The sequence below is a fragment of the Pseudomonas sp. LW8 genome (assembly GCF_041956865.1).
GTDB classification, from domain to species: Bacteria; Pseudomonadota; Gammaproteobacteria; order Pseudomonadales; family Pseudomonadaceae; genus Aquipseudomonas; species Aquipseudomonas siliginis.
This window is the reverse complement of sequence record NZ_CP168138.1, coordinates 3,361,605-3,378,623: the sequence shown is the minus strand read 5'-3', so window position 1 is coordinate 3,378,623 and position 17,019 is coordinate 3,361,605. Positions and strand designations below refer to the sequence as shown.

General features: G+C 61.8%; 16 protein-coding genes. 6 read left to right on the top strand and 10 right to left on the bottom strand.

Going from position 1 to position 17,019, the window contains the following annotated elements; all coding sequences use genetic code 11:
- Positions 1-11: 11 nt before the first annotated feature.
- Positions 12-440, bottom strand: coding sequence for a nuclear transport factor 2 family protein (locus AB9L16_RS15250; protein WP_095180270.1), 429 nt, complete (start codon positions 438-440; stop codon positions 12-14).
- 439 nt (positions 441-879) lie between these two features.
- Between AB9L16_RS15250 and AB9L16_RS15245 the strand changes: the two genes are divergently transcribed.
- Positions 880-1,689, top strand: a complete 810-nt coding sequence (locus AB9L16_RS15245; RefSeq protein ID WP_056789164.1) for an OBAP family protein — start codon at positions 880-882, stop codon at positions 1,687-1,689.
- A 133-nt stretch (positions 1,690-1,822) separates the two neighbouring features.
- Here AB9L16_RS15245 and AB9L16_RS15240 read toward each other — a convergent pair whose 3' ends face one another.
- Complete coding sequence (locus AB9L16_RS15240) at positions 1,823-2,593, bottom strand: alpha/beta hydrolase (RefSeq protein WP_056789165.1); 771 nt, start codon at positions 2,591-2,593, stop codon at positions 1,823-1,825.
- Between the two features lie 111 nt (positions 2,594-2,704).
- Here AB9L16_RS15240 and AB9L16_RS15235 point away from each other — a divergent pair, with 111 nt between their 5' ends.
- Complete coding sequence (locus tag AB9L16_RS15235) at positions 2,705-3,664, top strand: aldo/keto reductase (protein WP_258706856.1); 960 nt, start codon at positions 2,705-2,707, stop codon at positions 3,662-3,664.
- Positions 3,665-3,670: 6 nt separating this feature from the next.
- On the opposite strand, the gene AB9L16_RS15230 is transcribed toward AB9L16_RS15235, so the two are convergent.
- A complete protein-coding gene (locus AB9L16_RS15230; RefSeq protein ID WP_375122334.1) occupies positions 3,671-4,564 on the bottom strand; it encodes a LysR family transcriptional regulator in 894 nt (297 codons plus the stop codon).
- Positions 4,565-4,660: 96 nt separating this feature from the next.
- Here AB9L16_RS15230 and AB9L16_RS15225 point away from each other — a divergent pair, with 96 nt between their 5' ends.
- Positions 4,661-5,137, top strand: a complete 477-nt coding sequence (locus AB9L16_RS15225; RefSeq protein ID WP_375122333.1) for a cupin domain-containing protein — start codon at positions 4,661-4,663, stop codon at positions 5,135-5,137.
- Between the two features lie 322 nt (positions 5,138-5,459).
- On the opposite strand, the gene paoC is transcribed toward AB9L16_RS15225, so the two are convergent.
- From paoC to AB9L16_RS15205, 4 genes are all read right to left on the bottom strand, one after another.
- Entirely contained in the window at positions 5,460-7,658 is a 2,199-nt protein-coding gene (gene paoC / locus AB9L16_RS15220) for an aldehyde oxidoreductase molybdenum-binding subunit PaoC (RefSeq protein WP_375122332.1), read from the bottom strand.
- The gene (locus AB9L16_RS15215; RefSeq protein WP_375122331.1) at positions 7,655-8,611 is read right to left on the bottom strand and encodes an FAD binding domain-containing protein; all 957 of its coding nucleotides are present in this window, start codon (positions 8,609-8,611) and stop codon (positions 7,655-7,657) included. Before AB9L16_RS15215 ends, paoC begins: the two co-directional genes overlap by 4 nt.
- Complete coding sequence (gene paoA, locus AB9L16_RS15210) at positions 8,608-9,231, bottom strand: aldehyde dehydrogenase iron-sulfur subunit PaoA (RefSeq protein WP_041480864.1); 624 nt, start codon at positions 9,229-9,231, stop codon at positions 8,608-8,610. Before paoA ends, AB9L16_RS15215 begins: the two co-directional genes overlap by 4 nt.
- 270 nt (positions 9,232-9,501) lie before the next feature.
- Entirely contained in the window at positions 9,502-11,256 is a 1,755-nt protein-coding gene (locus AB9L16_RS15205; RefSeq protein ID WP_056789178.1) for an L-lactate permease, read from the bottom strand.
- A 244-nt stretch (positions 11,257-11,500) separates the two neighbouring features.
- Here AB9L16_RS15205 and AB9L16_RS15200 point away from each other — a divergent pair, with 244 nt between their 5' ends.
- Positions 11,501-11,707, top strand: a complete 207-nt coding sequence (locus AB9L16_RS15200; protein WP_016775135.1) for a hypothetical protein — start codon at positions 11,501-11,503, stop codon at positions 11,705-11,707.
- 51 nt (positions 11,708-11,758) lie between these two features.
- Here AB9L16_RS15200 and AB9L16_RS15195 read toward each other — a convergent pair whose 3' ends face one another.
- On the bottom strand, positions 11,759-12,040 hold the full coding sequence (locus AB9L16_RS15195) for a hypothetical protein (protein WP_236168640.1): 282 nt from the start codon (positions 12,038-12,040) through the stop codon (positions 11,759-11,761).
- A 280-nt stretch (positions 12,041-12,320) separates the two neighbouring features.
- Here AB9L16_RS15195 and AB9L16_RS15190 point away from each other — a divergent pair, with 280 nt between their 5' ends.
- Both AB9L16_RS15190 and AB9L16_RS15185 read left to right on the top strand, forming a co-directional pair.
- Positions 12,321-13,343: a hypothetical protein gene (locus AB9L16_RS15190; protein ID WP_375122330.1), complete on the top strand. Its 1,023-nt coding sequence runs from the start codon at positions 12,321-12,323 to the stop codon at positions 13,341-13,343.
- 90 nt (positions 13,344-13,433) lie between these two features.
- Positions 13,434-14,054 carry a TetR/AcrR family transcriptional regulator gene (locus AB9L16_RS15185; RefSeq protein ID WP_024013291.1) on the top strand — a complete coding sequence of 207 codons (621 nt, stop codon included), beginning with the start codon at positions 13,434-13,436 and terminating at the stop codon, positions 14,052-14,054.
- A gap of 202 nt (positions 14,055-14,256) precedes the next feature.
- Here AB9L16_RS15185 and preA read toward each other — a convergent pair whose 3' ends face one another.
- Both preA and AB9L16_RS15175 read right to left on the bottom strand, forming a co-directional pair.
- Complete coding sequence (preA, locus tag AB9L16_RS15180) at positions 14,257-15,531, bottom strand: NAD-dependent dihydropyrimidine dehydrogenase subunit PreA (protein ID WP_375122329.1); 1,275 nt, start codon at positions 15,529-15,531, stop codon at positions 14,257-14,259.
- Positions 15,532-16,899 carry an NAD(P)-dependent oxidoreductase gene (locus AB9L16_RS15175; RefSeq protein ID WP_375122328.1) on the bottom strand — a complete coding sequence of 456 codons (1,368 nt, stop codon included), beginning with the start codon at positions 16,897-16,899 and terminating at the stop codon, positions 15,532-15,534.
- Positions 16,900-17,019 lie beyond the last annotated feature (120 nt).

The window sequence follows — 17,019 nt, the reverse complement described above, 5'->3', positions numbered from 1 at the left end:
ATTCGGTAGGGTCAGGCTTTCGCGTTCGCCAGGTAGGCCCCCAGGCGCCGACCCATTTCTTCGCCCAGTGCCTGCAACCCGCTCAGCGGCCGCACCATCACTTCAAACTCGACAATTTTGCCGTGTTCATCGAAGCGAATCATGTCGATGCCTTTGAGTTCCTTGCTGCCGACCCTGGCGCTGAATTCGAGAATCACATTCAGGCCATCCGCCGTCGCCAATTCGCGGTGATAGGCGAAATCTTCAAAGACTTCGAACACGGTGTTGAGGATCATCGCCACCACCGGCGCGCCGGGGTAGGGCGTGTGGGCCATGGGCGAGCGGAACACAGCTTGCGGATCAAGCAGTTCAGGCAGGGCTTTGAGATTGCCGCTGCGGATCATCTCGTGCCAGCGCGCGAGGGATGCGGCGACGTTGGGTTGCAAGGCAAGGTCGGGCATGGTCACTCCGGTTTTTATTGTTGTCGGTCGGCAATGACTGTAGATCAACCGGGCCGAAAGTGAATCCCCAAGTCTCAGGCTGAATACCTGTTCATGCCCGAAGCGGATCAGATGCGCATCTGATCCGTATTTTTCTGTTTCATCTGCCTCTGTATTCAGTACAGCCACAGGCTCAGAATGCCCCGGCAGTGCGGCCAATCACCCTCCGACCTCATCCCGAAGCGTCCGGTGCACCGCACACCCCGCATCAAGGAGCGCGACATGTACAAGATGGCAATTTTTCTCGGCGGCTTTCTGACCTTGACCATTCTGATCGGCGTGCTGGCGACGATCTCTCCAGTCTGATCCGCGCGCATTTTTTCGAACTCCGCCGTTCTCCTGCTTTCAGTTGCAGAACAGGGCCAGCATGCGCCCGTTACAGAAGTTCGAGGAGTGAAACATGCGTACGACAACCTCGCAGGGACGTTGGGTTCCCATTGGTTTGATGGTCGCCGCGCTGACTGGTTGCGCGATGAGCAACACCGAGTCACCGGTGCAGACACCGGGTCAGGCCAAGGCCTCCGATACTGAAATGCTCGAAGTCGGCGCGCAGTGGTTGCAGGACAAACCGCCGATCCGCGCGTTGAACATGTACCTTGATGGCTTTCATTTTTACAACGGTCATCCCGGCGCGCAGATGGAAGCGCACCATTACTGCTCGGCGCTCAATGAGGAAGTGTTCCAGTGCGTGATCTACGACGGCAACACGGCTGAAGCGAAGTTGATGGGCGTGGAATACATCATCAGTCAGCGCCTGTTTACGCAATTGCCGGCAAAAGAAAAAGCCTTGTGGCACAGCCATGCTCACGAGGTGACTTCTGGCCAGTTGGTCGCGCCGGGCATCCCGCAAGTGGCGGAAAAGCGCCTGATGGAAAAACTCGCCAATACTTACGGCAAGACTTGGCACACCTGGCACACCGATCAGGACAAGCAACTGCCGCTGGGCGTGCCGCAGTTGATGATGGGCTTTACCGCTGACGGTCAGGCCGATGCACAAATGGTCCGCCAGCGCGATCAGCGTCTGGGCATCGACAGTGCCGAAAAGAAAAAGGCTCGTGCCGGGATCAAACCGGCGCCTGTCGCAACGGGGGCTGATGCGTGGCAGAAGGGCAACGCCGTGCAGCTCAACGACCCGACCGGGCATCAGCACGTCACGCCGCGCTCGGCCACCTCTGGCGATGAAAATGCCCGGAGCGGCAGTCAGCCTTAGCTTTGGACAGTAGCTGGAAATGGTGTTGTCTGTACCGGCGTCATCGCGAGCAGGCTCACTCCTACATTTGAAATGCGTTCCCCCTGTAGGAGTGAGCCTGCTCGCGATGGCGTCCGTCTGATCGCTACATCCTTCAGCGATTCAACACATCCACAATCCACTGCAAATATTGCTCGCGCTCGGAAATCGAGTTATGCCCCGAGTCCGGCACCACCTTCAGCGTCGCCACGCCCGCAGGAAAACGCTCGAACAGCCGCTGCGTACTGCTGCGCCCAATCACTTCGTCATCACTGGCCGCCAAGAGCAACGTCGGTGCGCGAATATGCGCCGCGTATTTGCCTGATTCGAAACGATCCTTGAGCAACCACTTCACCGGCACCCACGGGTATTGCCGTTCGGCGATTTCCTCAAGGCTGTTGAACGGCGTCACCAGGATCAGATTCTGCACCGGCCGCTGACTGGCCAGGCGCACCGCCACCCCCGAACCGAGGCTGCGTCCGATGACAGCAATCTGCGGGTGGCTGGCATAGACCTGATCGAACAGCGCCAGCGCATCTTCGGCAATCGCGGCTTCCGATGGCGAGCCGGTGCTGCCACCAAAGCCCCGATAGTGCAGGAAATACAGCGCGTAGTCGGGAAACGCCTCGGCGAATTCCGGCAGATTTCGCGAGACGTCCTCGGCATTGCCCCCGAAATAGATCAGCGCCCGCGTTCCGCTGCGCTCTCGGTCAGTCACCCAGACCTCGGCATCCGGCATCGACAGTTTCAAGCGCGAATCCGCTGCAACCACGGCGGCAGGCTGGGGAAACCAGATCAGCGAGCGCTGAAACACGAACAGCGCGGCGCACAGCACCAGGTACACGGCAACGATGAAAACGACGAGTGACATCAGGGTTCGGGACATTCGGCTACTTTTAACGGGGTGAGAGGTTGGCTGTGGCAGTGTAGTTCAGCGCCTGCGCCTGACAGCCTGCGCACACACCATGCAACAGATCCGCGCAGCAGGAGGACACGCATGCGCCACACTGAGGGTTATTCCCGCCGCCGCTTGCTCACCCTGGCTGCCCAGGCTGCGGCGCTGTTCACCATTGATCGGGCGTTGGCCAGCAGCGTAGCGCCGACCGTCATTGCGCCGCCCACGGCAGGAGACCAGACCATGCAGACCCGCGCCATCCCTTCGAGCTCCGAGGCACTGCCCATGGTCGGATTGGGCACCTATCGCGGTTTCGACGTCGCGCCGGGCGATCCGGTTTACCGGCAGTTGCCCGCCGTCCTCGAAGCGCTGTTCAGAAAGGGCGGCACGCTGATCGACAGCTCGCCCATGTACGGCCGCGCCGAGCAGACCACCGGTGAACTGCTGTCGATCCACGAACCACGTTCGCCGGCTTTTCTCGCCACCAAGGTGTGGACGCGCGGGCGCAAGGAGGGTATCGCGCAGATGGAGCAGTCCTTCAGTCTGCTGCAAACCGAACGCATCGACCTGATGCAGATTCACAATCTGCTCGACTGGCAAACCCACTTGCCGACCCTGCGCGAATGGCAGGAGCAGGGGCGGATTCGCTACATCGGCATCACCCATTACACCTCGTCGGCCTATGACGAGGTCGAGGCCGTGCTGAAAGCCGAAAAGCTGGATTTTCTGCAGATCAACTACGCCCTGGATGATCGCGCGGTCGAGAAACGCATCCTGCCGCTGTGCCGTGAGCGTGGGGTGGCGGTGATTTGTAATCGGCCGTTTGGCGGCGGCGATCTGCTCGCCCGGCTCAAGGGCAAGCCGCTGCCGGCGTGGGTCTCGGATGTACAGGTCAACAGCTGGCCGCAACTGGCACTGAAATTTCTCCTGGCGCACCCGGCGGTGACCTGTGTGATTCCCGGGACCAGCAATCCGCGCTACATGGTTGACAACGCCGGAGCCGGTTTTGGGCCGATGTTGACCGATGCGCAACGGCATCAGTTGATTGCGTTGCTGGGCTGAGCCGGGTCAACCGCGATAGCGCAACGCCTCCAGCAACAACGCAAACGCCGGCGCTGCCTGGCGTCGGCTCGGGTAGTACAGGTGATAACCGGAAAATGCCGGGCACCAGTCTCCCAGCACCTGGACCAGGCGACCGTCCGCCAGAAACGGCGCAACGACGTTTTCCGGGATGTAGCTCAGCCCGAAACCGTCCAGCGCGGCGTCGAGCAATGGGTACACGCCATTCAGGGTGACCTGGCCGGATACGCGCACTTTCAGGCTTTCACCGTCCTTTTCGAACTCCCACGAATACAGTCCGCCATTGGTTGGCAGGCGCAGGTTGTTACAGGCGTGGTCGGTCAGGTCGCGCGGGGTTTGCGGTGCAGGGCGCCGGGCGAAGTAGGCGGGGGAGCCTACCACCGCCATGCGCATGTCCGGGCCAATGCGAGTGGCGATCATGCCTTGGGCGACGTCTTCGCCCAGGCGCACACCGGCATCGAAGCCTTGGCCGGCGATGTCGACGAAGCCATAGTCACAGCAAACCTCGACGGACACATCCGGGTACTGCGGCAGGAAATCCTGCAACACCGGACGCAGGATCCAGTTCAGCGAATGGTCGGTGGCGCTGATGCGGATCTTTCCCGCCGGGGTTTCGCGCAGGTTGCTCAGGGCGGCCAGTTCCACCTCGATTTCCTCGAAGCGCGGGCCGATGGTTTGCAGCAAGTGTTCGCCGGCCTCGGTCGGCGAAACGCTGCGCGTGGTGCGGGTCAGCAGGCGCAGGCCGAGTCGCGCCTCGAGACTGCGAATGGTGTGGCTGAGCGCCGATTGCGACACGCCGAGTTTGGCTGCGGCCTTGGTGAAACTGCGTTCACGGGCGACGGCGAGAAAGGCGAGCAGGTCGGTGGCGTTTTCCCGGAGCATTGATGATCGTCCTGCATAAGTTTTTTCGGATTCTAGTCGATTATCCAAAGAGTGCGGATCGCTACAGTGGTTGCATCATCTATTGGAGGAAATGCCATGAACCCGATTGCTGCTTCTGCGCTGACGCTCTCGCTGCTGGCTGGCGAGGTGTATGCCACTGAAAATCCGCGTGTCACGGTCACACCGAATGGCTCGCAACCGTCGGCCAAAGGCCCGGCTGACTGGTTTACCGGCACGGTGCGGGTGGATGCGCCGTTCAAAGGTACCGACGAGGCGCGGGTCAGTGGTGCGACCGTAACGTTTGAGCCTGGCGCGCGAACGGCGTGGCATACCCATCCGCTGGGGCAGACATTGATCGTCATCTCGGGGGCAGGGTTCGTGCAGGAGTGGGGGCAGCCAGTGCGGGAAATCCGGCCGGGCGATACCGTGTGGATTGCTCCGGGCGCCAAGCATTGGCACGGCGCAGCACCGACGACGGCGATGAGTCATATCGCGATTGCCGAAGTGCTGGATGGCAAGGTGGTGGACTGGATGGAGCAGGTCGGTGATGAGCAATATCCGAAGACCGAGTGAAACCGCGCCCCTCACCCCAGCCCTCTCCCGAGGGAGAGGGAGCCGATTGGGGATGCTCGAGACGTTCGGCATTCTGCAAGCGTGGTGGTGAATCCACTCGACCCCTGGCACCCCATGCAGGTGCGCTAACAGCATACGACTCACCCCAGGCGTCTCCCGGGGGAGTGGGAGCCGACCGAGGTGTCTTGCGATGTGCATCGACCTGAACTTGCCGTTGCGATTATGGATACACAGAAAGACTTTCACGTCGCTGCACATCCTGAATATACCCGGATCGGTCCCCTCTCCCTTGGGAGAGGGCTAGGGTGAGGGGCTTTTCGCTTCAGATCATCTCCGGCAACGAATCAAGAATCTTGTCCAGCGTAATCGGATACTCCCGCACCCTCGCGCCGGTGGCGTTGTAGATTGCATTCGCCACCGCCGCACTCACGCCGCAAATCCCCAATTCACCCACGCCTTTGGCCTTCATCGGCGATGAAATCGGGTCGGTTTCTTCGAGGAAAATCACTTCCTGATGTGGAATGTCGGCGTGAACCGGCACCTCATACCCGGCGAGGTCATGGTTGACGAAAAAGCCCAGGCGCTTGTCCACCGCCAGTTCTTCCATCAATGCCGCGCCGACGCCCATGGTCATCGCGCCGATGACCTGACTGCGCGCCGACGTCGGGTTGAGGATCCGCCCCGCAGCGCACACCGCCAACATGCGCCGTACGCGAACTTCGCCAGTGGCAGCATCGACCGCGACTTCGACGAAATGCGCGCCGAAGGTCGATTGCTGATACTTCTCGGCCAGATCACCGAACTCGATGCTGTCTTCGCCGACCAATGCGCCGCCTTCAGCCGCGTTGCGCAGCGGCAGGCTCTTGCTGCCGACGCGCACCTGGCCGTCGACAAATTCAGCCTGATCCGCCGCCAGTCCCAGCTTCTGCGCCACCGCTTCGCGCAATTTCACGCACGCAGCGTAGACCCCGGCGGTCGAGCAGTTGCCGCCGAACTGACCGCCAGAACCAGCCGAAACCGGGAAGTCCGAATCACCCAGACGCACGACTACATCATCGAGACCAACGCCCATCATCTCGGCAGCGGTCTGCGCGATGATCGTGTAGCTGCCGGTGCCGATATCGGTCATGTCGGTTTCGACAACGACTTTGCCGCCACGCTCCAGGCGCACACGGGCTCCGGACTTGACCAGCAGGTTGTTGCGAAACGCCGCCGCCACGCCCATGCCGATCAGCCAACGGCCTTCACGACGGCTGCCCGGTTGCGCCTTGCGCTGATCCCAGCCGAATTTCTCCGCGCCGATCTGCAGGCATTTGACCAGTTGACGCTGGGAGAACGGCCGCTCGGTTTTCACCGGGTCGACTTGAGTGTCGTTAGCGATGCGGAACAGCACCGGGTCCATCTTCAGCTGTTCGGCCATTTCGTCCATGGCAATTTCCAGCACCATCAGCCCCGGCGCTTCACCCGGCGCGCGCATGGCGTTGCCTTCGGGCAGGTCGAGCGGGGCGAGGCGCATGCTGACGCGGCGGTTTTCTGCGGCGTAGAGCAACTGGCTCGGTTGCGCGGCCAGTTCAACCTTGCCGTCAGCAAGGTTGCCTGACCAGCCTTCATGGGCGATGGCGGTCAGCTTGCCGTCCGCCGTGGCGGCCATGCGGATGCGCTGAATCGTTGCCGGGCGATGGGTGGTGTTGTTGGCCATTTGCGGGCGGGCGAGGGCGACTTTCACCGGCCGCCCCGCCATGCGCGCGCCGAGAGCGGCGAGGATCACGTCGGCGCGAATAAACAGTTTGCCGCCGAAACCACCGCCGATGTACGGCGAGATCAAGCGGACTTTTTCCTTCGGCAGGCCGAGGGTTTTCGCAATGTCACCGACACTCCAGGCGACCATCTGGTTCGATGTCCACACGGTCAGTTGATCGCCTTTCCACGCGGCCAGTGTGGCGTGCGGTTCCATCATCGCGTGGGACTGGTCTGGCGTGGTGTAGGTCTGATCGAACTGCACCGGTGCGGCGGTGAAGGCCTTGTCGAAGTCGCCGTGATTGACGTCGGGCAGCTCGTCTTTCGGCTCGACGCCGAGGTCTTTGACGCTGGCCAGATCGAACTTGCCCTCGGTGGTTTCGTAATCGACCTTGACCAATTGCGCGGCGGCGCGCGCCTGTTCGAAGGTCTCGGCAACCACCAATGCAACGGCTTGCTGGTAATGCTGCACTTCGGGACCAGCGAGCAGATGCGCAGCGTTGTAATCACCCTTGTCGAGCTTGCCGGCATTCTCGGCAGTAACGATCGCGAGCACGCCGGGCGCCGCTTTGGCCTCGCCCAGATGAATGGCTTTGATCCGCCCTTTGGCGATCGCCGAATCGACCATGAAGCCGTAGGCCTGATTGGCCGCCGCTTCATGTTGTTCGTAGGCGTAAGTGGCCTGGCCGCTGGTTTTCAGCGGGCCTTCGACGCGCTCGGTGGGCTGGCCGACGACCTTCAGGCGGTCGATGGGATTGGTGGTGGCGGGCGTGTCGAATTTCATGCGGTTTCCCTCGCTTGCGCCAACACCGAGGCCAGCGTGCGCTCGACCAGTGTCAGTTTGAATTGGTTGTCATCGGTGGGCGTCGCGCCTTCAAGCAGGCGTTCACTGACTGCTTTGGCACCCTTGGGCAGCAACGCTTCAGCGGCTTCGACCCGCCACGGTTTCGGCGCAATGCCGCCGACGGCGACGCGGCCGGTGCCGTCCTTTTGCAGGATCAGACCGACCGAGACCAGGGCAAACGCGTAAGACGAGCGATCCCGCACCTTGTGATAAATGTGCGTGCCGCCAACCGGCGCCGGCAGGGTCACGGCGGTAATGAATTCGCCGGGCGTGAGACTGGTTTCGATGTGCGGCGTGCCGCCCGGCAACTGATGGAAATCGGCCATGGCAATGCTGCGCGTGCTGCCGTCAGGCTTGACCGTTTCGATCTGCGCATCCAGCGCGCGCATGGCGATGGCCATGTCGCTCGGGTGGGTGGCGATGCAAGCGTCGCTGACGCCGATGATCCCCAGCTGCCGGGTGACCCCGCCGATCGCCGCGCAGCCGCTGCCCGGATTGCGTTTGTTGCAGGCCTGGTGGGTGTCGTAGAAGTACGGGCAGCGGGTGCGTTGCAGCAGGTTGCCGGCGGTGGTCGCCATGTTGCGCAACTGTCCGGAAGCCCCGGCGAGCAAGGCGCGGGAGAGCAGGGCGTAGTCCTTGCGCACGCGCGCGTCGGCGGCCAGATCGGTGTTGCGCACCAGCGCGCCGATGCGCAGTCCGCCTTCGGGTGTGGCTTCGATCTGGTCCAGGCCGAGGTGGTTGATGTCGATCAGGTGGACTGGGGTTTCGATGTCGAGTTTCATCAGGTCGAGCAGGTTGGTGCCGCCGGCGATGAACTTGGCGCCTTCGACGTGCGCAGCCTGGGAAGCGGCTGCCGCAGGTGAGTCGGCGCGGCTGTAATTGAAGGCTCTCATGCCGGCACCTCCGCAACTTCAGTGATGGCTTCGATGATGTTCGAGTAAGCGCCGCAACGGCAGATATTGCCGCTCATGCGCTCCTGCAGTTCGGCGGCGATCAGCTTCGGCGGCTCGGTCAGGCTCGGGCTGACGTGGCTGGGAATGCCGTCGCGGATCTCTTTGAGCACAGCGACCGCCGAGCAGATCTGCCCCGGCGTGCAGTAGCCACACTGATAACCGTCGTGCTTGATGAACGCGGCCTGCATCGGGTGCAGCTTGTCCGGCATGCCGAGGCCTTCGATGGTGGTCACCTCACTGCCGTCGTGCATCACCGCCAGGGTCAGACAGGAGTTGATCCGCCGACCGTCGGCGATCACCGTGCAGGCGCCGCACTGGCCGTGGTCGCAGCCTTTCTTGGTGCCGGTCAGGTGCAGGTGTTCGCGCAGGGCGTCGAGCAGGGTGGTGCGGGTGTCGACTTCGAGGGTTTGCGGTTTACCGTTGACTTGCAGGGTAACTTGACTCATGGCCGGTTGCTCCAGACTGGCCGCGTAGGCCTTGAGGCTGATAAAGGGGGGCATAGCGAACGCCGTCGCGGTTACGGCGCCGAGGATCATGAAATTGCGTCGGGAAATCGGCATGGTTCGATTCCTTTTCTCTCATCGGGCGGCAGGATTGCAAAAGGCCCAAACGGGCGCGCCGGCATGCATGCCAGTCTCGTAAAAGGAGTGACCGCCGGAGAGGGGAAAAGGTTTTGTCGGATTTGCGCTATAGAGTTATGTGCTGAACTCATCAATTGGCCTGTGGGAGCGAGCCTGCTCGCGAAAGCGTCGGGTCAGACCCAGCCGCTGCTGGATCTGCCGACCTCTTCGCGAGCAGGCTCGCTCCCACAGTGGAGATGTGTTTTTCAGTTATGGCCCACCCACCACCATCGAGGTAAACGGTGCGACATACGCCTGCAACGTCACCAGCCCGCCGACCAGGATCGCCAGCACGATCGAGTGGAAGAACACGTAACGCAGGATCTCGCCCTCATGCCCGTACCAACGGGTCGCGGTGGAGGCGACGACGATCGACTGCGCGTCGACCATTTTGCCCATCACCCCACCGGAACTGTTCGCTGCCGCCATCAGCACCGGACTGATACCCAGCTGTTCCGACGTTACCCGTTGCAATCCGCCAAACAGCACGTTTGACGCGGTATCGGAACCAGTCAGCGCCACCCCCAGCCAGCCGAGCAGCGTGCCGAACATCGGGTAGAAAATCCCCGTCGCCGCAAACGCCAGGCCCATGGTCGCATCCAGTCCCGAATAGCGGGTGAGGAAGCCCAGCGCGAGCATCGCCGCAATCGTGATCAGCGAAAACCGCACCACCCACAATGTGCGCAGGTACTGCTTGATCAATTGCGGGATCGAATAACCCATCAGCAAGCCTCCAACAATCGCCGCCAGCAAGATCCCGCTGCCGGTCGCGGTCAGCCAAGTGAACTTGTAAATCGCTTCCTCGGCTTTCGGCGCTGCGACAACCGGCGGTACTTTCTCGATTTGCAGGTGCAGACCGGTGAAGGTCACCGCCGGGGCGAAGATCGGATTGGCCTCGCGTACCGGTTTGCCTTGCGGGTCGAGCTTGGCCGATTGCGTGACCGGGTCGATCACTGGGCGCGTATCGAACATGTTCTTGAAGCCCTGGGTGCCCCAGGCAAACACGAACACCGTGAGAATGATCCACGGCATCCACGCACGCATCACTGCCGGGCGCGCCTGATCGCTGAACGCGGCGCTGGCGGTGACTGTTTCTTCGTCGACCTTGGAGTTGTCGACGCGCCCGGACAGCGCCGCCGAGGTATGGATCGTCGCCGGTTTCCACACCTTGAGGAACAGCGTCAGACAGGCCATGGAAATCAGCGCAGCGATGACGTCCACCAGCATCGGCCCGTGGTAGTTGGACACGAGAAATTGCGGGATGGCGAAACTCACCCCGGCCACCAGAATCGCCGGCCACACCTCGAGCATCTTGCGCCACCCGGCAAACGCCCAGATCAACCAGAACGGCACCAGCACCGAGAAGAACGGCAACTGCCGCCCGACCATCATCGACAGCTCCATCTCGTCCAGCCCGGTGACCTTGGCCAGGGTGATGATCGGCGTGCCCAGCGCACCGAAAGCCACTGGCGCAGTGTTGGCGATCAGCGCCAGGCCCGATGCGGCCAATGGCGAAAAACCCAGGCCGATCAGAATCGCACCGGTCACTGCCACCGGCGTGCCAAAGCCTGCCGCGCCTTCGAAGAACGCACCGAAACAGAAGGCGATCAGCAGCAATTGCAGACGTCGATCATCGGTGATGCGCGCGAGGGAATCCTGCAGCACTTTGAACGAACCATTCTCCGTGGTCAGGCGATGCAGAAAGATGATGTTGAGCACAATCCAGCCAATCGGCAGTAAGCCATTCGCCGCGCCGAACAGCGCCGCCGAACCGGCCATGCCCGCTGGCATGTCGAAGGCGAAGATCGAGATCAGCAGGGCGGACGCGAGCGCCAGCAAGGCTGCCAGATGTGCCTTGACGTGAAAGAACGCCAGCGCCGCGAGCATCACCACCACCGGCACCGCGGCCATCAGCGTGGAGAGCACCGGGTTGCCGAACGGGTCGTAGATTTGCTGCCAGACCATGGTCCACCTCTGCTTATTGTTATTGAGGGCGCAGATCCATTGCATGGGGGTTGGTTGCAAGCAGTATAGGTGGCATTCCGCCGCCGTTCGGGCATGGCGAACGGGCCGACCAACGGTCGATAGTGGCCACTGAATCAACGTGCTTTTGCCCGGTCGTATCTGCGGCTGCGCGCACTGCGTCCCGAAGACGCGGGCAGCGTGGCGATTTCCGTCGTCAAGACCTTGGGTTTTAGGGAAGTGTTGAATGAAGCAAGCGACAACGATGCTGCTCACTGTGACCGCCGCCGTATTGCTGAGCGGCTGTATTGCGGATTTTGATGATGACCACCGCCATGGCCGGCACTACGACCGCGACCACGGCCGCTATTACGACCATGACCGGCGCTGGGACGACCGCGATGACGACCGCCGCGATGGCCGTCGTTATCACCGTGATCGCGATGATGACTGATTGAAAGCAGAGGGCGTTCCCGTTAAGGGAACGCCCTCTGTGCATCAGCCTTCAGTTGAAAAAACGAGCGTTCGCCTGGACGCGGGATCGCGCAGGCACCGGGGCCTCGTGATCGAGCAGATGGGTGGCGAGTATGTCGCTCAGAAAACGGAACTGATCGTTGAGGCCGACCACTTCATTGCTGAAATGATTGCTGGCGGCGGGCATCAGCAGATCGTCGAAATCTTCGTTGAACACCAGTGTCTGCGCCTTGCGCGGCACGACGTGCTGTTGGTAGTAGTTGCTGCCGAACACCGGGAAACTCACGGAGAGGGTGACTTGGGTGTGGATCATGATGTGAACGCCTCGTTGTGTTTCGGATGAGTCAATCGTGCCTTTCATCATGGGAGGGCGGAAGGCAATCGTGGCGATGGTGGATATCGATGGTGGTGATGGTTGAGGTTTGCGGTGCTGCTGATGGCGCCTTCGCGAGCAGGCTCGCTCCCACAGGTGCAACACATTTCAAATGTGGGAGCGAGCCTGCTCGCGAAGAGGCCGGAACCTTCAGCATCGAAATCGACTGACCCACCTATACTCAAACCTGCACCTCCCCAAGCCAAAGGACACCGCCACCGTGAATCCGCGCACGCTGGTCGTTGCCGCACTGTTTCTGCTGGCCGGCTGCGCCACTTCGGCCCGGGCGCCAGTGAGTGCGCCGCAGGCGGTGGTGGTGTCGGCGCAAACCTGGCAGCAGATCGACCGCGAGATCCTCAGCGCATCGCAGCAGGCCACCGAGCAGGTCAAGCTGTTCGCCCGTGGCTCGATGGAACATTGGCGCACTCGGGTCTATCAGCAAACTGAAGAAAATTTCATCCCTTGGTTCAGCAGCTACTGGACCCAGGAATGGCTGTCGATGAAGGTCAGTTGGTACACGATCAGCGCCGGCGGCGAGCAGGACGCTTCGGCGAAACGGCTGGCGGCGTATCTGCTTGAGCAATATCAGGAAAAAGTCCTCGCGCCGGTCGCCGTGGAGATCGATCCGGATGCGATTCTGGCGCAGGCCACGGCGTTCTATGCACAGTTGATGGCGCAGCAGATGCCGCTCATCGCCCAGCGTCACGGTGTGCCGATTGCGCAGCTCAACGGACGCTTGCAGAAGATCCCGGCCATCGCCCTCGGCCCGCCGCCTGCGCGGGATGCTTCGCTGTTCAAAGTCATCAGCACCGAGCCGCTCAACACCCTCCCGGCGTACGCCGCACTGATCGACAAGATCCACACCGACGGCGGCGCCAAGGGCATTTCCTCCACCGACGCGGCGATGGCCCCGGTGGCCAAGCGCGCCAGCCAGCGCATCGAAGCAGAAATGGCCCCGCGCGGCGCCGCCAGTGCAGTGGCGGCAGCAGCAGGCAAGCTCGCCGGAGCGATGATTTCGGTCGGCGTGGCCGGCATACGCGCAATCATCCAGGCCAACGACCGCCCCGACAGCGAAGCGCTGATTCGCAGCAGCCTCGGCAATACCTTCGACAAAGCCTGGCAGAAGCTGCTGCAGAACCCGACCACTGGGGTGATGGCCGGCACGCTGCACATGGCCGGGCAGGTTGAAGGTAATCTGGGCGTGAGTGAACCAACGCCTATCGGTGTGAGCGCTGCGCCATAGCGCTTGTACCTGCGAAGTTTTGTTGGCGGCGGTCGCGCCCGGATCAGAGCGGATGCTAGTCTTGCGCAACGCTGTTGTCAGGGAGCCCACATGGGCAATCACAAGATCGAAATTCGCCGCAGTAACGTCGAGAAAATCCTGCTGGCGGCGGAAAAGGTTTTCGCCGAAAAAGGCTTCGGCAGCACCGCCATGGCGGACATCGCTGCCGAAGTGCAGTTGCCGCGTTCCAATCTGCATTACTACTTCAGCACCAAGAGCGAGCTGTACAGCGCAGTGCTGTTCGATCTGCTGGAAGTGTGGAAGCAGGACGCGCTGTGCTTCGAGATGTTCGACGACCCGCGCGTGGTGCTGAGCAGTTACATCCGCGCCAAGATGAATCATTCGCGCAGCCGGCCCTATGGCTCGAAAGTCTGGGCCAACGAGATCATCCACGGCGCGCCGACCCTGGGCGAAGCGCTGGATGCGAGCCTGTATGACTGGGCGAAGATGAAGGAGGCGAAGATTCGCCAGTGGGTCGAGGACAAGCGGATCCTGCCGGTGGAGCCGTCGGGTTTGCTGTACATGATCTGGGCGTCGACCCAGCATTACGCCGACTTTGATCATCAGGTGAACATTCTCAATGATCACCAGCCGTTGTCGGATATGCAGTTCGAGCGGGCGGTGCAGACCGTGACAGGTGTGATTTTGCGCGGGATCGGGCTGGAGCCTTGAAGAGCACCATCAAGGGCTTACCCTCACCCCAGCCCTCTCCCAGAGGGAGAGGGGGCCGACCGAGGTGTATTGAGAGGTACATCGACCTGAAAGACCGTGTCGATTATGGATTCACAACAACTCTTTCAGGTCGGCGAAGTTTGTCAGCATCCCCCAATCAGTCCCCTCTCCCTTTGGGAGAGGGCTAGGGTGAGGGGTTTTTTCAGACTGCAACGTGATAGGGGTTGCGCGGATCATGATTCCAGTCCAGAAACGGCTTGCCCGTTTCCATCGGTACCATCTCGATGCAGTCGGCCACGGGGCAGGTGATCTGGCACAGATTGCAGCCCACACATTCCTCATCGATCACTTCATATTTATGCGTACCGTCGGCCTGTTTCAAACTGTCGATCGCCTGGTGTGACGTGTCTTCGCAAGCAATGTGGCAACGCCCGCAACCGATGCACGCCTCTTGGTCGATCTTCGCGATCACCTGGTAGTTGATATCGAGGTACTTCCAATCCGTGGTGTTGCCCACGGCGCGCCCGGAAAACTCGGCGATATTGGCGTAACCCTGGCTGTCCATCCACCGCGACAAGCCGTCCTTCATCTCGTCGACAATGCGAAAACCATGCAGCATCGCCGCCGTGCACACCTGCACCGCGCCGCTGCCCAGCGCCATGAACTCCGCCGCGTCGCGCCAGCTGCCGATGCCGCCGATGCCGCAGATCGGCAAGCCCTGGGTCTGCGGATCACGGGCGATTTCCGCGACCATGTTCAGCGCAATTGGCTTGACCGCCGAACCGCAATAACCGCCGTGGGTGCTTTTGCTGCCGACGGTGGGCAGGGCGACCATGTGGTCCAGGTCGACGCTGGTGATCGAGTTGATCGTGTTGATCAGCGACACCGCATCGGCGCCACCACGATGCGCCGCCCGGGCAGCGACGCGGATGTCGGTGATGTTCGGGGTGAGTTTGACGATCACCGGCAGCGAGCAGTACGTCTTGCACCAGCGCGTCACCTGTTCGACATACTCCGGCACCTGGCCGACCGCCGCGCCCATGCCGCGTTCGGGCATGCCGTGGGGGCAGCCGAAGTTGAGTTCGATGCCGTCGGCGCCGGTGGCTTCGACCAGCGGCAGAATGTGTTTCCACGACTCCTCGACACACGGCACCATCAGCGACACGATCAGCGCGCGATCCGGCCAGTCCTTCTTCACCTGGGTGATTTCGCGCAGGTTGATTTCCAGCGAGCGGTCGGTGATCAGTTCGATGTTGTTGATGCCCAGCACTTCGCGATTGGCACCGTAATGCGCCGAATAACGCGAGGAAACGTTGACCGCCGCCGGATCCTCACCCAGGGTTTTCCAGACCACGCCACCCCAGCCCGCTTCGAAGGCGCGGACCACGTTGTAGGCCTTGTCGGTGGGCGGCGCGGAAGCCAGCCAGAACGGGTTGGGCGCTTTGATACCGGCGAAGACTATCGAGAGATCGGCCATTTACGCAGCCTCCACGTTGAGCATCAGTTGAGCGTTGATCGCCTCGGCGGCGCGTTTGCCGTGCTGCACTGCTTGCACGGTGAGGTCCTGATCGAGGCTGGTGCAGTCGCCGCCGGCATACACGCCGGGGACGCTGGTGCGCAGGTTTTCATCGACCGCGATGCGTTCGCCCTGACGCTTGAGTTCGCGCGCCAACGGATCGCTGAGAGCGCTGTCATCGAAGCTCTGGCCGATCGCTTTGAAGATCGCATCGGCAGCCAGCTCAAAGGTTTCTCCGGTGGTTTGTAGACGCCCTTCAACCAGATCGGTGCGGGCGAAACGCATGCCGCGCACGCGGCCCTGATCATCGAGCAACACTTGCTCCGGCTGCGCCCAGGTCAGCAACCGCACCTGGTTGGCTTTGGCGATGTCCTGCTCATGGTGGGTGGCGCCCATGTCTGCCGCACCACGGCGATACACCAGATTGACGTCGCGCGCGCCGAGGCGGGCCATTTGCACCGCCATGTCGATCGCCGTGTTTCCGGCGCCGAGAACGATGCAGCGTTCGGCCAAGGGCAACTGCGTGAGGTCATCGGCCTGGCGCAGTTCGCGGATGTAATCGGTGGCGGCGAGCAGGCCCGGCGCGTCTTCGTGGGCCAGACCGAGTTGCTTGCTGGCATTCAGGCCGAGGCCGAGGAATACCGCGTCAAACTGCTGATGCAGTTCGCTCAGGGTCAGGTTTGCACCGAGTTTCTGGCCGTGGCGGATTTCTATCCCGCCAATCTGCAGGAGAAAGTCCAGCTCCTTCTGCGCGTAATCGTCGACCAGTTTGTACTTGGCGATGCCGTACTCGTTGAGCCCGCCGGCCTTTTCCCGTGCTTCGAAAATCACCACGTCATGCCCGTGCATTGCGCTGCGATGAGCGCAAGACAACCCGGCCGGCCCGGCGCCCACCACGGCGATCCGTTTGCCCGTGGCCGGGGCGCGCTGGAACGGGTGTTCGGCGAAATGCGCGTTGTCCACGGCATAGCGTTGCAGCAAACCAATCAGCACCGGCGCGCATTCCTGCGCGTTGTTGCGCACGCAGGCCTGCTGGCAGAGGATTTCCGTTGGACAGACCCGCGCGCAACTGCCGCCGAGGATGTTTGCCGAAAGGATCTTTTGCGCCGCGCCCTGTACGTTGTCCTGATGGATATTGCGGATGAACGACGGAATGTCGATTTCGCTGGGGCATGCATTGACGCAAGGCGCGTCGTAGCAATACAGGCAGCGCGAGGCTTCCAGATGCGCCTGCCGGGTATTGAGCGGCGGCGCCAGATCAGTGAAATGGCCGGCGAGGGCGGCCGCGCTTTCGTGCGGGTGGGGAAGGTGGTTCAGGGTCTCGATCACGGTTCATGGCCTCATGGCTAATTGAGGTGCTGCCTCTGGTGGGCAGTGGTTTTATGGCGTCAGGGAGGGCCTCTTCGCGAGCAGGCTCGCTCCCACATTTGCTATGCGCTCACCTGTGGG